16 protein-coding genes and 1 pseudogene are annotated in these 16,532 nt (G+C 40.0%); 15 read left to right on the top strand and 2 right to left on the bottom strand.

The features are described from left to right. Positions 1 to 83: 83 nt before the first annotated feature. The 3 genes from AT575_RS04165 (at position 84) to pyrE (ending at position 2,266) form a co-directional block, all read left to right on the top strand. The gene (locus AT575_RS04165; protein ID WP_102777289.1) at positions 84 to 641 is read left to right on the top strand and encodes a hypothetical protein; all 558 of its coding nucleotides are present in this window, start codon (positions 84 to 86) and stop codon (positions 639 to 641) included. Between the two features lie 272 nt (positions 642 to 913). After that, positions 914 to 1,606, top strand: a complete 693-nt coding sequence (gene pyrF, locus AT575_RS04160) for an orotidine-5'-phosphate decarboxylase (protein WP_102777288.1) — start codon at positions 914 to 916, stop codon at positions 1,604 to 1,606. A 30-nt stretch (positions 1,607 to 1,636) separates the two neighbouring features. Beyond that, positions 1,637 to 2,266, top strand: a complete 630-nt coding sequence (pyrE, locus tag AT575_RS04155) for an orotate phosphoribosyltransferase (RefSeq protein WP_102777287.1) — start codon at positions 1,637 to 1,639, stop codon at positions 2,264 to 2,266. A gap of 260 nt (positions 2,267 to 2,526) precedes the next feature. On the opposite strand, the gene AT575_RS04150 is transcribed toward pyrE, so the two are convergent. Next, the gene (locus tag AT575_RS04150; RefSeq protein WP_129587064.1) at positions 2,527 to 2,721 is read right to left on the bottom strand and encodes a hypothetical protein; all 195 of its coding nucleotides are present in this window, start codon (positions 2,719 to 2,721) and stop codon (positions 2,527 to 2,529) included. Positions 2,722 to 2,989: 268 nt separating this feature from the next. Between AT575_RS04150 and AT575_RS10610 the strand changes: the two genes are divergently transcribed. The 9 genes and pseudogenes from AT575_RS10610 to AT575_RS04110 all read left to right on the top strand — a co-directional run bounded on the left by AT575_RS10610 (position 2,990) and on the right by AT575_RS04110 (position 10,373). Next, a complete protein-coding gene (locus AT575_RS10610; protein WP_165778642.1) occupies positions 2,990 to 3,148 on the top strand; it encodes a hypothetical protein in 159 nt (52 codons plus the stop codon). Between the two features lie 311 nt (positions 3,149 to 3,459). Then, entirely contained in the window at positions 3,460 to 4,215 is a 756-nt protein-coding gene (locus AT575_RS04145) for a GNAT family N-acetyltransferase (protein ID WP_102777285.1), read from the top strand. Positions 4,216 to 4,284: 69 nt separating this feature from the next. Then, positions 4,285 to 4,668: a DUF1398 family protein gene (locus AT575_RS04140; RefSeq protein WP_102777284.1), complete on the top strand. Its 384-nt coding sequence runs from the start codon at positions 4,285 to 4,287 to the stop codon at positions 4,666 to 4,668. Positions 4,669 to 4,698: 30 nt separating this feature from the next. Continuing rightward, positions 4,699 to 5,199: a YbhB/YbcL family Raf kinase inhibitor-like protein gene (locus AT575_RS04135; RefSeq protein WP_102777283.1), complete on the top strand. Its 501-nt coding sequence runs from the start codon at positions 4,699 to 4,701 to the stop codon at positions 5,197 to 5,199. Positions 5,200 to 5,227: 28 nt separating this feature from the next. Then, a pseudogene (locus AT575_RS04130) lies at positions 5,228 to 6,657 on the top strand (amidase). A gap of 124 nt (positions 6,658 to 6,781) precedes the next feature. Beyond that, positions 6,782 to 7,630 carry a transporter substrate-binding domain-containing protein gene (locus AT575_RS04125; RefSeq protein WP_102777282.1) on the top strand — a complete coding sequence of 283 codons (849 nt, stop codon included), beginning with the start codon at positions 6,782 to 6,784 and terminating at the stop codon, positions 7,628 to 7,630. Between the two features lie 24 nt (positions 7,631 to 7,654). After that, on the top strand, positions 7,655 to 8,314 hold the full coding sequence (locus AT575_RS04120) for an amino acid ABC transporter permease (RefSeq protein WP_102777281.1): 660 nt from the start codon (positions 7,655 to 7,657) through the stop codon (positions 8,312 to 8,314). Positions 8,315 to 8,426: 112 nt separating this feature from the next. Then, a complete protein-coding gene (locus AT575_RS04115) occupies positions 8,427 to 9,080 on the top strand; it encodes a uracil-DNA glycosylase (RefSeq protein WP_102777280.1) in 654 nt (217 codons plus the stop codon). Between the two features lie 24 nt (positions 9,081 to 9,104). Then, entirely contained in the window at positions 9,105 to 10,373 is a 1,269-nt protein-coding gene (locus AT575_RS04110) for a dihydroorotase (RefSeq protein ID WP_102777279.1), read from the top strand. A gap of 69 nt (positions 10,374 to 10,442) precedes the next feature. On the opposite strand, the gene plsY is transcribed toward AT575_RS04110, so the two are convergent. Further along, on the bottom strand, positions 10,443 to 11,081 hold the full coding sequence (gene plsY, locus AT575_RS04105; protein WP_102777278.1) for a glycerol-3-phosphate 1-O-acyltransferase PlsY: 639 nt from the start codon (positions 11,079 to 11,081) through the stop codon (positions 10,443 to 10,445). A gap of 130 nt (positions 11,082 to 11,211) precedes the next feature. On the opposite strand from plsY, the gene parE reads away from it, so the two are divergent. From parE to parC, 3 genes are all read left to right on the top strand, one after another. Further along, on the top strand, positions 11,212 to 13,164 hold the full coding sequence (gene parE, locus AT575_RS04100) for a DNA topoisomerase IV subunit B (protein WP_102777277.1): 1,953 nt from the start codon (positions 11,212 to 11,214) through the stop codon (positions 13,162 to 13,164). Between the two features lie 168 nt (positions 13,165 to 13,332). Then, on the top strand, positions 13,333 to 13,743 hold the full coding sequence (locus AT575_RS04095) for a YkvA family protein (protein ID WP_102777276.1): 411 nt from the start codon (positions 13,333 to 13,335) through the stop codon (positions 13,741 to 13,743). Between the two features lie 319 nt (positions 13,744 to 14,062). Beyond that, the gene (gene parC / locus AT575_RS04090; protein ID WP_102777335.1) at positions 14,063 to 16,522 is read left to right on the top strand and encodes a DNA topoisomerase IV subunit A; all 2,460 of its coding nucleotides are present in this window, start codon (positions 14,063 to 14,065) and stop codon (positions 16,520 to 16,522) included. The last annotated feature ends 10 nt before the right edge of the window (positions 16,523 to 16,532 follow it).

The following is a 16,532-nucleotide window of genomic DNA, read 5'->3' as shown; positions in this document are numbered from 1 at the left end:
CAATAGCATTGCCCTTTTAATTTTCTTGTGTTATATTAATAATATAGTTTTCGCGTATAAGTAGCTGTAAAGGATGGTGTCGTATGAGTGTAACTGAACAAGATGGTCACAAAGTTTTAATTCAAAAATTATTGGTCAGTATTCACTATTTGACACTTTTTAAAGATGAGCTTTTATTGGTGGAAAGAACGCCTTCTATTTTGGGGGCAAATTTCTCGCCAGCACTTGTTCAGTCTGAATTAGGTGACCTCGTTAAAGCTATTGATGGCCTGGATAAACAACAACGGTTGATAGAATCCACTTTTTGGTATGAAGAAAAAGCCTTTAAGTTGATGAATAAAACCCTTCAAATTGTTGAAAAATGGGTTAAAGGACTTGATGAGCTAATAAATCTTTGTCAATCTAAAAAGGTTTTCCAAGCTATTTTAGGGGATAATCGGATTCGTGTTTTTGGTGTTCTCATTGATGTCTTTTCATCTTTGAAAATTATTGCCATGTCTTTGAAAGAAGTACCAGTTCCACCGGTTATGTTTGAACAAATCAAAATGGTTAACATCGAGGAAGAAGCATTCCGCAAACATTATCATAGTCCAAAACACATGTCACCAGAGGCTCAATTTAGTCCCGAACATATTCAATAAAACATGCTAAAGCCAATCTTTTTGATTGGTTTTTTCTCATATCTCTGTCTCATTATTGCCTATTTCCGAATGTTTGGCTGATTCTTCTAAATTTTTTTGACAGCTATACCAAAATAGGCTATAATGAGAAAAATGAGATACCTTTAATCAAGTCCAGAGAGTCTACAAGGTTTACACGTTAATGAGGGGAGCAGTCTGCTCTTTATTTTCTGTAACCTTGCTTCTGTGGAAGTAAGGTTTTTTTGTAGCTTATGTCCAGAAAGGAATTATTTATGCGTGAAGCACGTCCCATTATTGCCCTAGACTTTCCTGATTTTGAGGAATTTAAAGCCTTTTTAGATCTTTTTCCCAAAGTAGAAAAACTTTACGTTAAAATTGGTATGGAACTCTATTATGCTGTAGGTCCTGAGATTGTTCGTTATGTGAAAGATCTTGGTCACAGTGTATTTCTTGATTTGAAACTGCATGATATTCCTAATACTGTCAAATCAACTATGCGCGTTTTGGCTAAGATGGGCATTGATATGACTACTGTTCAAGCTGCGGGTGGGGTTGATATGCTCCAAGCTGCTCGTGAGGGTCTTGGTCAAGGGCCGATTTTAATTGCCGTAACCCAATTAACCTCAACCAGTGAAGAGCAGATGCGTGAGGATCAAAATATCCAAACAAGTTTGATTGACTCAGTTCTCCATTACGCTAAGAAAACAGCTGAAGCTAAGCTTGATGGTGTGGTATGTTCGGCTCATGAAGTTAAGGCTATTAAGGAAGTAACACCTGAGGGCTTTGTTTGCTTGACGCCAGGGATTCGTCCGACAGGCTCTGAGATTGGGGACCAAAAACGAGTTATGACGCCACAAGAAGCTAAGGCTATCGGTTCTGACTACATTGTTGTTGGTCGTCCCATTACACAAGCTGAGAACCCACTGGAAGCCTACCACGCTATTAAAGCCGAGTGGAACGCCTAAGACTTATACTAATATTTGAAGGAGACAATCATGACTTTAGCACAAGACATCGCTGCAGACCTATTAGAAATCGAAGCTGTTTACCTTAAACCTGAAGAGCCATTTACTTGGGCATCAGGCATTAAATCACCAATCTATACGGATAACCGCATTACTTTATCTTATCCAAAGACGCGTACTTTGATTGAGAATGGCTTTGTTGAAACCATTAAAGCCCACTATCCAGAAGTTGAAGTGATCGCTGGGACTGCAACAGCAGGGATTCCTCACGGTGCCATCATCGCTGACAAGATGGAATTGCCATTCGCCTATATCCGCAGTAAACCAAAAGATCACGGTGCTGGCAACCAAATCGAAGGGCGCGTAACTAAGGGCCAAAAAATGGTTATCATCGAAGACCTGATTTCAACTGGAGGTTCAGTTCTTGATGCCGCAGCAGCCGCTATTCGTGATGGAGCAGAAGTACTCGGTGTTGTTGCTATTTTCACTTATGAATTGCCAAAGGCAGAAGCCAACTTTGATAAAGCTGGTATTGAGCTACTAACTCTCTCACACTATACAGAACTGATTCAAGTTGCTAAAGATAAAGGCTTTATTGATGCTGACGGTTTAGCTTTGCTGGAAAAATTCAAGCAAGACCAAGAAAACTGGCAAAACTAAAGGCTTGTAAAGCCTTTGGTTTTACAAACCAAAGATACTTTTCGGATGAAAGGTATCTTTTTTGATATCTTTCTTATAAAGAAATTTTCATTTTTTGATACTTTTCTATGAGGTTCGGGCGGAAGCGACTTTAAAACTGCGTTTTAAATTCCATTCCTAAAAATGAAGCCAGCCTTTTATAATCATTATGCTCGTCTTCATTTTTCCGACCATACTACCAATTATTTGGTAGTATGGTTTCAACTACTAGAAAAGTATCATTAGGATTGCTCGCTTTGCTCGCCGTTTTGGCGTTGAGGACTCGGTAGAAACTGTGTTTTTATGCAAAATTGACGAATTTTTTGTTTGATATCTTTATTTTTTTTGATATTTTCCTTAAGTGGTGGGGGCACTTCAACAGTCAGGGGAGTGACTGTTGAAGGAAATGAGAGAAACTGTGGTACAGTTTCTTCCAACACTGCGTGATTCCATGACTTATTTTTTTGCCAAAGTTGTCAAAAAAATCCCCTTCAACTGAAACGATTGTTTCAGTTACTATCACCACGGCGGAAAATATCATCAGTGGCTCGCTTTGCTCGCCCAGTTGACGGTGAAGCCTCTGTAAATAAATTACTCTCTGTTATTTTTGAGTGAAAATAAGCAAAATTTTTATGAAATCGGTCAATATATTCCTGTTATTTTTGCGGCTTATGTTTTATATTATTAAGTTAAGGAGGTAGGTTGATGACAAAACTTTATACTAAAAAATTTTCAGAAAATAATACTCCCAAAAGTTATAAAAGTCTAGAAGTTTGGGAAGTTGTATCTGACCTCTTTCATGATCAAGTCGCAAATACTGTTCTATCTAGACATTTAATTGCTTTTAAGGAATTAGCAAGCTAAGAAGATTTCGAAAGTAAAAGAGTAAATGGATCTTGAATAATTAGAAAATCCTAAAACATGTTCTCCAGTTTTGGCCTTGAGGACTCGGGTGAGAATGATTTCTTGAAAAAAAGACGACTTTTTTGTCAGCTTGAGTAAAATTTTGATTCATGTTAATATTTTATTAACGAATGGGGGTATAGTACTTAGGTCTATACTTGAAAGAGCTGATGCTGTCAGTTCTTTTTTTATTTTTGTAAGGATAATGATAATATCAGTCCTTTTGTCCTTAACATGATATAATTAAAGAAATTTCAAGACTGGAGAATGGTATGACCTACAAAGAAATTTTGACGGATTATAGTGAAGTTTTTTATGAAAATGACAGATTTTATCGTTTTAAGGATGAGGCTTTAGCCAGTCGTTTTTATTCTAATTATATTGATTATAAGAAAATGCCTTCGCTTGAGCTTTTGCGGGAAGATTTGGCGACTATTAAGGAAGAGCAGAAGGACTATCCTTTGGATTTTGCAATGGTCTTTTTCCCTGAAGATGCTGCTATGAGTGATGATATGAAAGGCTTTTTGGAGGCTGAGACGTTTGCTATTGAAAAGCATATTATTTTTACCTGTCCTTTAGAAAATCTGAAATTATCAGAGAAAGACATTGGTGACATTCGGATTGAGAAGTTGACTCCGGCCTACTTCAAGGATTATCTGGACTACAAGTACCAGCAACGCTTGGAGTATGGTCAGGCTTATGCTAAGCAGATGTATGACTGGGATCAGGAACATTTGCAGGAAGAGGGCTCGCAGATTTACTTGGCCATTGATGGCGAAAAGTTGGTGGGTGATGTGACGGCTTGGGAATACGGTGACTACATCGAAATTGACGACTTTTCACTTTTGGAAGACTACAGAGGACGAGGCATTGGCTCCGCTTTACAACGTGAGGCCAGTCGTGACTTTCAGTCAGCTATCTTAATTTCTGAAGAAGTCAATCGAGACATGTACCAACACCAAGGTTACCAGGAAGTGGCTTTTTATTGGACCGCCTTACGCCATGACAAACCTAGTGACGTCCAGTAATTGGCAAGTCAGCAATTGGCAATCTTTTAAACATTGTGTTTAAATAAAGGGAGAAATGGAGAGAAAATAATGCTTACTAAAGAAATGATTATGGCTGCTCAAGAGCTGTTTTCAGGTAATGATTTTCCTGGGCTGGTTAAGGCATTTTTGGAGATGGGAATTGTGGCTAATACAGTCAATATTAAAGAAGGGCAGGCTACTTACCAGACAGCTGAGGGACAAGAAGTTGAACTACCGGCTTATCGAGTAGAGAGTGTTGCGGGAAGGGTTGATGAGGACTACTTTATTCAACAATTGCGCAAACACCAAAAGCAAGAAACGGATTTTCCAACTTTCTGTCAGGACACTGCAGCGTCAGGCATTTATAAGTGGGATGTTGATTTGTTGGCCAAAACTTGTAGCTATTTCGATTTAGATAATAAACTGGTTTATACAGAAGCAATTCCTGTATAATTGTTAGACTTTATCATGGAGGCTTAGATTATGAGAATTGAACACACTTTTTCAGGCAATGTTTTAGATGATATCTACGCTAAAGGAGCTTCGGATACCATTGAAGGGATGGCGGTTCTGTCTTTCCCATTCACTGTTAAGGATTTGCCAGCGGGCACTAAGAGCCTAGCATGGACCTTTATAGACTATGATGCCGTTCCCGTCTGTGGCTTCCCTTATATCCATTGGCTTGTGGCTAATGTGCCAATTTTTCAGACCCAAATCCCAGCTGATTTCTCACGCAAAGACAAAGAGCATCTGGAGGGTAAAAACAGTTTGACCAGTAAGTTTCTTGGTGACGCCGTCAAGGTCATTGATCAACAGTATATTGGCCCTAAGCCACCAGATAAAGATCATAAGTATCAGCTCAAGGTTTATGCCCTAGATTCAGGACTGGATTTGGCCAATGGCTTTTATTTGAATGAGCTCTACGACGCCATAGCTGATCATATTTTAGAGACAGAAGAGGTGACTTTGATTGGTAAAGTTTGATTATTCTCAGTTCCCAGATGCTTACGCAATGGCCCAGGCAGTCAGAGCGGGTGAAATTAGCCCAAGTGAGTTAGTTGAAGCAGCCATCGCCCAGGCTGACGCTTTAAACCCAACCTTGAATGCTATCGTATCAGAGCGCTATGCATTAGCTCGCCAAGAAGCGCGTGAGCGTGATTTTTCTGACTTGCCTTTTGCTGGTGTGCCTATCTTTATCAAGGATTTAGGGCAAAATATGGCAGGCCTCAAATCAACCTCAGGATCCCTGCTTTTTAAAGATTATGTCGCTCAAAAGTCGATTACCTTGGTTGAGCGATTACAAGCACTAGGTTTCATTATTTTAGGCAATACCAATACCCCAGAATTTGGATTTAAGAATATTTCAGATAGCTCAAGTAATGGAATTGTTAATTTCCCTTTGGACCATAACCGCAATGCGGGAGGTTCCTCGGGTGGCTCTGCAGCTTTGGTAGCAGCAGGTGTAGTTCCTTTAGCCGCAGCCAGTGATGGTGGTGGTTCTATCAGGATTCCAGCATCCTTTAACGGTTTAATAGGCTTAAAACCTAGTCGTGGTCGGATTCCGGCTGGACCCGATTCATATCGGGGCTGGCAAGGGGCTTCTGTCCATTTTGCCCTGACCAAAAGTGTTGGTGATACAAAAGCCTTGTTTTACCATTTGCAAGATTGTCAGATGGAAAGCCCTTTTCCTCTACCTTTGTTAACCAAAGAGGAGGTCTTTGAGAGCAAAGCAGAAGGACTAAAGATTGCTCTCTTACATTCAGATTATGAGGGCCAGCCCTTAAGTGATAACTTGTTAAAAGCATTGGCAAAAACTAAGGCAAGCTTAATGGAATTAGGTCATCAAGTGGTCGAAATCGATGCTTTACCTCTTGATATGACAAAAGTTATGCAGGATTACTATTTTATGAATGCGGCAGAAACAGCAGCCATGTTTGATGGTATTGAATCAGCTCTAGGTCGTTCGGTCACTAAAGATGATATGGAAGTCATGACCTGGGCTATTTATCAAGCAGGTCAAAACTTGAAAGCCAAAGACTATTCCAAAGTTTTATCGGCTTGGGATCGTTACAGTGCCCAAATGCATGCTTTCCACGAGGAATTTGACCTCTTGTTGACACCAACGACATTTGCTAAAGCTCCCTTGCATGAGCAATTAACCCCAGAGCCTGATGTGATGGCGCAGCTGGCAAATGCGGAAATCTATTCTAACAAGGAGCAATTGCAACTGCTTTGGGACATGTTCGACAAAGGCCTAGCCTGAACCCATATACTCCTCTGGCTAATCTGACTGGTCAGCCAGCCATTAGCTTACCACTTTATTCCCTAGAGGAAAAATACCCACTAGGCATGCAGTTTATGGCCGCAAAAGGGCGAGAGGATTTACTTTTGGCCTTGGCTCAGCAATTTGAAGACACTGGCTATTTTGGTCAAAAAAACTAATCTAGTATAGAAATAAGAATCTATTATAGGATAGGTTCTTGTTTTGTGTAAGCATTACCAGCCCTGATTTGACAGCTCTAATGATATACTTAGATTATCAAATAAAAGGAGTATTTTTTTTCTAATGAAAAAATGGTATACACTTATTGCTTTAGCATTTTCAGTTGTTTTTTTGAGTGCTTGTTCTTCTAATAAAGACGATCAAGGCCAGGCCCAATGGGACAAAATTGAAAAAAAAGGTGAATTGAAAGTAGCCACGGCTGGAACCCTTTATCCGCAATCATTTCATGATAAGCAAAACAAATTGACTGGTTATGATGTTGAAATCATTAAAGAAGTTGCAAAACGTTTAGACTTAAAAGTAACATTTACTGAGATGGGTGTTGACGGAATGCTTTCATCTTTAAATAGTGGTCAAGTAGATATTGCTGGCTACTCTATTGAAAAAGATAGTAAAAACGCTAAGAAGTTTTTATATACTGATGCCCACAAATACTCATTTGGTTCGATGATTGTACGTCAATCTGACGATTCAGGTATTAAAAAACTTGAAGATTTAAAAGGCAAAAAAGCTGCTGGGGCTTCAACGACTTCATATATGAAAGTTGCTAAGAAATTTGGTGCTGAATTGGTCATTTATGATAATGTCACAAATGATGTTTATTTAGAAGATGTCGCTAACGGTAGAACAGATGTTATCTTAAACGATTTTTATCTGCAATCAATGGCAAGCAAAGCATTACCAGATATCCCAGTGAAAGTTTTAAAAGATGTTTACTATAATCCTTCTGAATCAAACTTTGCGATTAAATTAGGCAATAAAACACTTCAAAATAAAGTCAATAAAGTTCTTAAGGAAATGAAAGAAGATGGGACCTTGACAAAACTTTCTAAAAAATTCTTTGCTGGTCAAGATGTTTCAAAAGAAAAGAAATATGACTTTAAGAAAATCGACGTTTCTGACGTTGAATAATGCATTAGAAATGGATAATGACCAATGAAATTTATTGATTTTCATTTAATGAAAGATAGTCTTTGGTTTGTCCTATCAGGTCTACCATATACAATTGGCATTGCAGGATTAAGCTTTTTAACGGGTGTCACCCTGGGCATTTTATTGGCTATATTTGGAAGGTCAAAAAATCCTATCATAAGTCGTATGGTTAAGATTTACGTTTCAATCATGCGGGGCGTACCGATGATTGTGGTACTTTTTATGTTGTATTTTGGGATGCCTTATTTTAATTTACAACTCCCAGCACTTTTATGTGCTTATATAGGCTTTAGTTTAGTTAGCTCGGCCTATATTTCAGAGATTTTTCGTTCCTCTATTAATGCTGTTGATGCAGGTCAATGGGAAGCAGCTAAAGCTTTAGGACTTCCTCAAAGAACGGTGATTCAGAAAGTCATTTTACCACAAGCCATTCGAATTGCTATTCCACCTCTTGGAAATGTGGTTATTGATATGATAAAGAGTTCTTCTTTAGCCGCAATGATAACCGTTCCTGATATCTTTCAAAATGCTAAAATTGTTGGCGGTCGGGAATGGGATTATATGTCCATGTATATTCTAGTTGCTTTTATCTATTGGGTTCTGTGTTATCTTTTTGAAAATTTTCAAACCCATCTTGAAGGCAAATTACAGATTCCCAGTTAAAAGACGAATAAAAACCTTAGAAATTCAGATTTCTAGGGTTTTTATCTGTCTTTTGTGCTAAAATATGAGCTAAGAGGGCATATCCTATTAAGGTTTTACAGAAAGGACCAGCATGATAGAATCCACTTGGCAAGAAAAATTAGCAGCAAAATTAAGTCCTGACTATTTAAAAGAAATTGACCGCTTTTTGGATCAAGTCTATTCGGAAGGAAGGATCTATCCAGCAAGGGAAAATGTTTTTCGGGCTTTGGAAGAAACGCCTTATGAAGAAACCAAGGTGGTTATTCTTGGTCAAGACCCTTACCACGGTCCAGGTCAGGCACAAGGTTTATCTTTTTCCGTACCTGACCAGATGAAGGCTCCGCCATCTTTGCAAAATATGCTTAAGGAATTAGCTACGGATATTGGGCCAAGAAATCACCATGATTTAATGTCTTGGGCTAGGCAGGGTGTGCTCTTATTGAATGCCTGTTTGACGGTTCCTGAACATGATGCTAATGCTCATGCAGGACTGATTTGGGAGACCTTTACCGATGCTGTTATTGAGCTAGCTAATGAAAAAGAAAGCCCTGTCGTTTTTATCCTTTGGGGTGGCTTTGCTAAGAAAAAGAAGAAATTGATTACGAACTCTCATCATTTAATCTTGGAAAGTGCCCATCCTAGTCCCTTATCTGCCTACCGAGGTTTCTTTGGTAGTCGTCCCTATTCCAAAACCAATGCTTTTTTAGAAGCAAATGCTTTAAGTCCCATCAACTGGTTAGCTTAAGTGACTTATTAATAAGGAGTTGTCATGTTACTGATTAAAAATGGTCGTCTAATGGATCCTAAAACAGGCTTTGATGCTGTTCGTGATATCCTAGTTTCTGATGTAAAAGTCCTCAAAATTGCCGAAGAAATTACTGAGCCACAAGCGCAAGTGCTTGATGCCAGTGGTTTAGTGGTTGCTCCTGGTTTGGTGGACATACATGTCCATTTTAGAGAACCTGGTCAAACCCACAAGGAAGATATTCATACGGGTGCCTTGGCTGCGGCTGCGGGTGGTGTGACTTCGGTGGTCATGATGGCTAATACCAATCCGGTTATTTCTGATATTGAAACCCTTGAAGAAGTCTTGACTAGCGCAGCTAAAGAGTCCATTCATATTTACACGAATGCTAGTGTGACCAAAGGTTTTGATGGCCAGAACCTTACTGATTTTAAAGCTTTGCTGGCGGGCGGGGCGGTCTCATTTTCTGATGATGGTATTCCACTGGAGTCTTCAAAAGTGCTGAAAGAGGCTTTGCTATTGGCCAAAGAAAATGGCACCTTTATTGCCTTACATGAGGAAGACCCTGAGCTGAATGGCGTTTTGGGCTTTAACGAGGACATCGCTGAAAAGCATTTTCATTTTTGCGGGGCGACTGGCGTGGCTGAATATAGCATGATTGCGCGTGATGCCATGATTGCTTATGATTGCCAGGCTCATGTTCATATTCAGCACTTGTCCAAGGCTGAGTCAGTTAAAGTGGTGGCTTTTGCCCAAAGTATGGGTGCGCAGGTTACGGCAGAAGTTGCTCCTCAACATTTTTCTAAAACAGAGGACCTCTTGCTAGAAGCTGGTGCCAATGCCAAGATGAACCCACCATTACGCCGTGAGAGCGACCGGCAAGCTGTTATTGAAGGTTTGAAATCAGGCGTTATCTCGGTCATCGCTACCGACCACGCGCCTCATCATAAGGACGACAAGGCTGTTGCGAAAATCTGGGAAGCTCCATCTGGCATGACTGGCCTCGAAACTTCCTTATCTTTGGGTATTACCCACTTGGTTGAACCCGGTCACTTGACGCTGATGGAACTCTTAGAGAAGATGACCATTAACCCTGCCTCCCTATATGCCTTTGATGCCGGTTATTTGGCGGAAAATGGCCCAGCAGACTTAGTTATTTTCGATCCCAAAGCAGACCGTTACATCTCCGAAGATTTTGCCTCTAAGGCCAGCAACTCGCCCTTCATCGGCGAAACCTTGAAGGGCAAAGTGGTCTACACCATCGCAGATGGGCAAATCGTTTACCAAGCATGATATGAGCTGCGCTAGCAGAATCAACAAATATAAAAATTCCCTTTCATGCGAAAGGGAATTGCTTTTGCTTTAATCTTTTTTCTGATGGCTGAGGTTAAGCCCCCAGGGTACCAAGTTTTCCGATTTATCCTTGACGCGTTGTATGTTATCTTTATGCCGGTAGATAATGATTGCGGCTAGGGAGATGACAATGAGCAGGAGTACCGGGTCTGGTTTGTCCAGCAGGAAATGCATTCTTGGAAAGACCAAGACTGTAATGGCTGCCAGGATTGCTGTGGTGATGCTGGCTAAAGAAATCATACTGAATAAGTAGAGGATTAGCACAAAGAAAAGAGCAAGGAAAAGGACATAGAGCGGTGAATATCCTAAAATGACACCTGCACTAGTTGCGACGGCCTTGCCCCCTTTGAATTTAGCAAAGACTGGGAAAGTATGGCCTAAGACCGCAAAAAATCCAAAGATAATGGGAGAGATACTTGTGACCCCAAGAGCTAATGGCAAGAGGGTAGCGACTGTCCCTTTAAGGATATCAACGGCTAAGGTGGCTAGTCCAGCTTTGACTCCTAAAATGCGAAACGTATTGGTAGTACCAGTGTTTCCAGAACCATGTTCTCTAAGGTTAATTTTGTAAAAATACTGGCCAATCCAGAGTCCTGTTGGGATGGAACCTAGTAAATAGGCGATGATGATTAATAATGATATTTTCATAATTTATATTATACCATAAAGCCTTTAAGCTGTAATTGAAGCTCGCCAAAATAAGAAAATAAAAAATTTTTTTGCAAAATCCTTAAAAAACTTGTAAGATGATAAAGATGAAAAAATCTGGAGGACACTCTTGGCTAAAAAAGAAATATCCATAACAAATTATAATGATGATGCCATTCAGGTGCTAGAAGGCCTAGATGCCGTACGTAAACGCCCGGGGATGTACATCGGCTCAACAGATGCCACTGGTCTACACCATCTGATTTGGGAAATTGTCGACAATGCAGTCGATGAAGCACTATCTGGTTTTGGTACAGAAATTAAAGTTACTATTAATGCTGATGGTTCCGTAACTGTTGCCGATAGTGGTCGTGGGATGCCGACTGGTAAACACGCCATGGGCATACCTACTGTTCAAGTTATCTTCACTGTTCTCCATGCCGGAGGTAAGTTCGGACAAGGGGGCTACAAAACCTCAGGTGGGTTGCACGGGGTTGGATCTTCCGTTGTAAATGCTCTTTCCGAATGGTTAGAAGTCGAAATTACTCGTGATGGTGCGGTTTATAAGCAGCGCTTTGAGAACGGTGGAAAACCAGCAACAACACTGAAGAAAATTGGGACTGCTCCTAAGAGTAAGAGCGGCACAACGGTTTCCTTCATGCCTGACGCTAGTATCTTTTCAACCACTGATTTTAAATTTAATACCATAGCAGAGCGGCTTAAAGAATCAGCCTTCCTTCTCAAAGATGTCAAAATGACACTGACAGACCTCAGAGGAGAAGAACCAATTACAGAAGAATTCCACTATGAAAATGGGGTTCAGGATTTTGTATCATACCTTAATGAAGACAAAGAAACCTTAACACCAGTCATCTATGTTGAAGGTGAAGATCAGGATTTCCAAGTTCAGGTTGCCCTTCAATACAATGATGGTTTTTCTGATAATATCCTCTCATTTGTTAACAATGTTCGGACTAAAGATGGTGGTAGTCATGAAACTGGTTTGAAGTCTGCCATCACGAAAGTCATGAATGATTATGCTCGCAAAACCAATTTGCTTAAGGAAAAAGACAAGAACTTAGAAGGTTCTGACTACCGAGAGGGTCTGTCAGCTGTCCTTTCCATACTTGTTCCCGAGCAACACTTGCAGTTTGAAGGGCAAACTAAAGACAAATTGGGTAGCCCATTGGCTCGTCCAATTGTCGATGGCATTGTGTCTGAAAAATTAACTTACTTCATGCTTGAGAATGGTGAATTAGCGACGAATTTAGTCCGTAAAGCCATCAAAGCTCGTGACGCTCGCGAAGCCGCACGTAAGGCTCGGGATGAGTCTCGTAACGGTAAGAAAAATAAAAAGGACAAAGGCCTGCTTTCTGGGAAATTAACCCCAGCCCAATCCAAAAATCCAAAGAAAAATGAACTTTACTTAGTCGAGGGAGATTCGGCCGGCGGTTCTGCTAAACAAGGTCGTGACCGCAAATTCCAAGCAATTTTGCCCCTTCGTGGTAAGGTTTTGAACACGGAAAAAGCCAAAATGGCTGATATTCTCAAAAATGAGGAAATCAATACCATGATTCACACTATTGGAGCGGGTGTAGGTGCGGACTTCAGTATTGAGGATATCAACTACGATAAAGTCATCATCATGACCGATGCCGATACTGATGGGGCTCACATCCAGACCTTGCTTTTGACTTTCTTTTATCGCTATATGAGACCGTTAGTTGAAGAAGGTCATGTTTATATTGCCTTGCCGCCATTTTATAAAATGTCTAAAGGTAAAGGGAAAACAGCAAAAGTTAAATATGCTTGGACCGATGGGGAATTGGATGATCTGCGCAAAGAGTTTGGCAAAGGTGCCATGCTTCAGCGCTATAAAGGTCTGGGTGAGATGAATGCCGATCAATTGTGGGAAACAACCATGGATCCAGAAACCAGAACCTTGATTCGCGTCACCATAGATGATTTGGCGCGTGCTGAGCGACGCGTATCTGTCCTTATGGGGGATAAAGCTGCCCCTCGCCGCCAATGGATTGAAGACAACGTCACATTTACTTTGGAAGAGAATACCGTTTTTGATTAAATAGTCATTTCATAGCTGTAAGCCTTAAGTCATTTCTTCATGCTATTATTTCATCGTAGTTTTCTTTTAATATTATTTCCAACTTATGATAAAATAAGGGTAAGTAAGCTAAGCTTACCTTAGAACCGTTAAGTTAGAGAAACTATTAAAAAAAACGAGGGAAAAAGAATGAAAAAACGTATCAATTCAAAACAAGCTATGGATGAGTTGCAAAAAGGATATCAGAAAGCAGACTCTTTATTAAAAGACGATGCTAAGATGGATTCTTTCTTAGATAAAGTGGAAAAACGCCTTAAGTGGATTCCTTTTATTCGACAAGAATTAAAATTATTGCCAATTTTTATTAGTATGGTTCGTTCTTATCTGAAGAAGGACTATACACGTGTGCCACGAGGAACAATCTTGGCCATTATCAGTGCACTTATTTACTTCTTGTCACCAATTGACCTGATTCCGGATTGGATTCCATTCCTTGGTCAATTAGATGATGCCCTAGTAGTAGGGGCTTGCTGGAAGATGGTTAATAAGGACATTGACGATTACCGTCAATGGAAATTAACCCGTAATGTTATGAAATAATCTTTCAGTCTCATGATTGGATAATCGACTTTCATCAAGGCAAATACAGACAAGCTCACTTGTTTGCGTTTGTCTTGATATTTTGTGTCAGCCAGATATTGAAAAGAAAAAGGCAGTTACCCCTTTCAAGCCTCGTCCTAAAAATTAAAAAGACGAGGATGACAAATCTTTTCAATAAAAAATAAGACCTTTTAAAGAAATAGAAAGGAACTGAACCCGCCCTAAATGCTGTGTCAAAAAGATAAATCCCTTAGAAAATCAGGATTTTCTAGTGATTTCCTATTTTGACTTTGCATTTTACGGGCTTGGTATCTTAAGTATGAGTAATATTCAAAATATGTCCCTTGAGGACATTATGGGGGAACGCTTTGGGCGATACTCCAAATACATTATTCAGGAGCGGGCTCTTCCCGATATTCGGGATGGTTTGAAACCTGTTCAACGCCGTATTCTTTATTCCATGAATAAAGACGGTAATACCTTTGATAAAGGTTTCCGGAAATCGGCTAAATCTGTCGGTAACATTATGGGTAATTTCCATCCGCATGGAGATTCCTCTATTTATGATGCCATGGTTCGTTTGAGTCAGGACTGGAAAAACCGTGAAATTCTTGTTGAAATGCATGGTAATAATGGTTCGATGGATGGTGACCCTCCTGCAGCAATGCGTTATACGGAAGCTCGTCTTTCTGAAATTTCAGGCTATCTTTTACAAGATATTGAAAAAAATACGGTTCCTTTTGCTTGGAACTTTGACGATACCGAAAAAGAACCAACCGTTTTACCAGCTGCCTATCCAAACCTTTTGGTCAATGGGGCAACGGGTATTTCTGCTGGTTACGCAACTGATATTCCGCCTCATAACTTAGCAGAGGTTATTGATGCCACTGTTTATATGATTGACCATCCTAATGCTAAATTGGATAAATTAATGGAATTCTTACCTGGTCCAGATTTCCCAACTGGTGGGATTATTCAAGGGCAAGACGAGATTCGTAAAGCATACGAAACGGGTAAAGGTCGTGTCGTTGTCCGTTCTAAAACAGAAATAGAAGAATTAAAGGGTGGCAAGCAACAAATTATTGTCACTGAAATTCCTTATGAAATTAACAAATCTGTTTTGGTTAAAAAGATTGACGATGTTCGGGTCAATAATAAAGTTCCTGGTATAGTTGAAGTTCGGGATGAATCAGATAGAACTGGTTTGCGAATTGCCATTGAGCTTAAAAAAGATGCTGATACACAAACTGTTCTTAACTACTTGCTTAAATATACCGATTTACAAGTCAACTACAACTTCAATATGGTTGCTATTGACAACTTTACCCCTCACCAAGTTGGTATTCAGAAGATTTTAAGTTCTTACATTGCTCACCGTAAGTCAATTATTATCGAACGGTCAAAATTTGACAAAGCAAAAGCTGAGAAGCGCCTGCATATTGTTGAAGGCTTGATCCGTGTCTTGTCAATTCTTGATGAGGTTATTGCCTTGATTCGGGCATCTGAAAACAAAGCGGATGCTAAGGAAAACTTGAAAATTAGCTATGCTTTTACCGAAGAACAAGCAGAAGCAATTGTAACTTTGCAACTCTATCGTTTGACCAATACCGATATTGTGACACTGCAAAATGAAGAAGATGAGTTGCAAAATCTGATTACGACTTTGGCAGCGATTATTGGTGACGAAGCGACCATGTATAATGTGATGAAGCGTGAGTTGCGAGATGTTAAGAAGAAATTCGGTAATCCACGTCTTTCCGAATTGCAAAAAGAAACGCAAACTATCGAAATTGATACTGCTAGCCTTATTGTGGAAGAAGAAACCTTTGTCTCTGTTACTAGAGGTGGCTATATCAAACGGACTAGTCCCCGTTCTTTCAATGCTTCAACTCTTGAAGAAGTTGGGAAACGCGATGATGACCGTCTGATTTTCCTTGCTAATGCAAAGACTACCCAACACTTGCTGATTTTCACCAATTTAGGTAACGTCATTTACCGTCCGATCCATGAATTGCAAGATATCCGATGGAAAGAAGTCGGAGAACACCTATCTCAAACCATTACCAACTTTACTAACGACGAGACCGTTCTTTATGCTGAGTTGGTTGACGATTTCACTAAAGGGACTTATTATTCAGTAACTCAACTTGGTCATATTAAGCGCTTTGAGCGAGCAGAGTTGACACCATGGCGGACCTATCGTTCCAAATCCATGAAATATGCCAAGCTGAAGAATGATCAGGACCGCATTGTCACCGTCCATCCAATTTTCTTTGAGGACATTATGCTAATCTCCCATCAGGGTTATGCCTTACGTTTTTCTTGTGAAGAAGTGCCCCTTCAAGGTTTGAAATCAGCTGGGGTTAAAGCCATGAACCTTAAAAATGGAGATGTCATAGCTGCTGCTTTTCTTGCAAGTACGGACAGTTTCTTTGTTCTTACTCAACGCGGCAGCCTGAAACGTGTAGCAAGTAGTGACATTCCCCAAACAAGCCGTGCTAATCGGGGCTTATTGGTACTGAGAGAATTAAAAGCCAAACCTCATCGTGTCTTCTTTGCTGGCGCTGTTCATGGACCAGCAACAAGTGCAACAATTGACTTGTTCGCGGAAACAGAAGAAGATCATCAAGACACAGAGCAATTAGTTGTTGTCACGAAAACTGGTCAAGAATACCAAATTGACTTGACGGACTATTCATTAGCTGATCGCACAAGCAATGGCAGCTTTATTTCTGACTCAATATCAGACCAAGAAGTTTTTGATGCCTATTTAAACTAGAAAGGTTAAG

This window comes from Streptococcus penaeicida (assembly GCF_002887775.1).
In the GTDB taxonomy this organism is placed as follows: Bacteria; Bacillota; Bacilli; order Lactobacillales; family Streptococcaceae; genus Streptococcus; species Streptococcus penaeicida.
The sequence above is the reverse complement of the archived record's forward strand: the minus strand, read 5'-3'. Positions and strand labels throughout refer to the sequence as shown.

Coding starts and splice junctions, on each gene's coding strand:
- AT575_RS04165 (WP_102777289.1), top strand. CDS start 84: ATGAGTGTAACTGAACAAGATGGTCACAAAGTTTTAATTCAAAAATTA.
- pyrF (WP_102777288.1), top strand. CDS start 914: ATGCGTGAAGCACGTCCCATTATTGCCCTAGACTTTCCTGATTTTGAG.
- pyrE (WP_102777287.1), top strand. CDS start 1,637: ATGACTTTAGCACAAGACATCGCTGCAGACCTATTAGAAATCGAAGCT.
- AT575_RS10610 (WP_165778642.1), top strand. CDS start 2,990: ATGACAAAACTTTATACTAAAAAATTTTCAGAAAATAATACTCCCAAA.
- AT575_RS04145 (WP_102777285.1), top strand. CDS start 3,460: ATGACCTACAAAGAAATTTTGACGGATTATAGTGAAGTTTTTTATGAA.
- AT575_RS04140 (WP_102777284.1), top strand. CDS start 4,285: ATGCTTACTAAAGAAATGATTATGGCTGCTCAAGAGCTGTTTTCAGGT.
- AT575_RS04135 (WP_102777283.1), top strand. CDS start 4,699: ATGAGAATTGAACACACTTTTTCAGGCAATGTTTTAGATGATATCTAC.
- AT575_RS04125 (WP_102777282.1), top strand. CDS start 6,782: ATGAAAAAATGGTATACACTTATTGCTTTAGCATTTTCAGTTGTTTTT.
- AT575_RS04120 (WP_102777281.1), top strand. CDS start 7,655: ATGAAATTTATTGATTTTCATTTAATGAAAGATAGTCTTTGGTTTGTC.
- AT575_RS04115 (WP_102777280.1), top strand. CDS start 8,427: ATGATAGAATCCACTTGGCAAGAAAAATTAGCAGCAAAATTAAGTCCT.
- AT575_RS04110 (WP_102777279.1), top strand. CDS start 9,105: ATGTTACTGATTAAAAATGGTCGTCTAATGGATCCTAAAACAGGCTTT.
- plsY (WP_102777278.1), bottom strand. CDS start 11,081: ATGAAAATATCATTATTAATCATCATCGCCTATTTACTAGGTTCCATC.
- AT575_RS04095 (WP_102777276.1), top strand. CDS start 13,333: ATGAAAAAACGTATCAATTCAAAACAAGCTATGGATGAGTTGCAAAAA.
- parC (WP_102777335.1), top strand. CDS start 14,063: ATGAGTAATATTCAAAATATGTCCCTTGAGGACATTATGGGGGAACGC.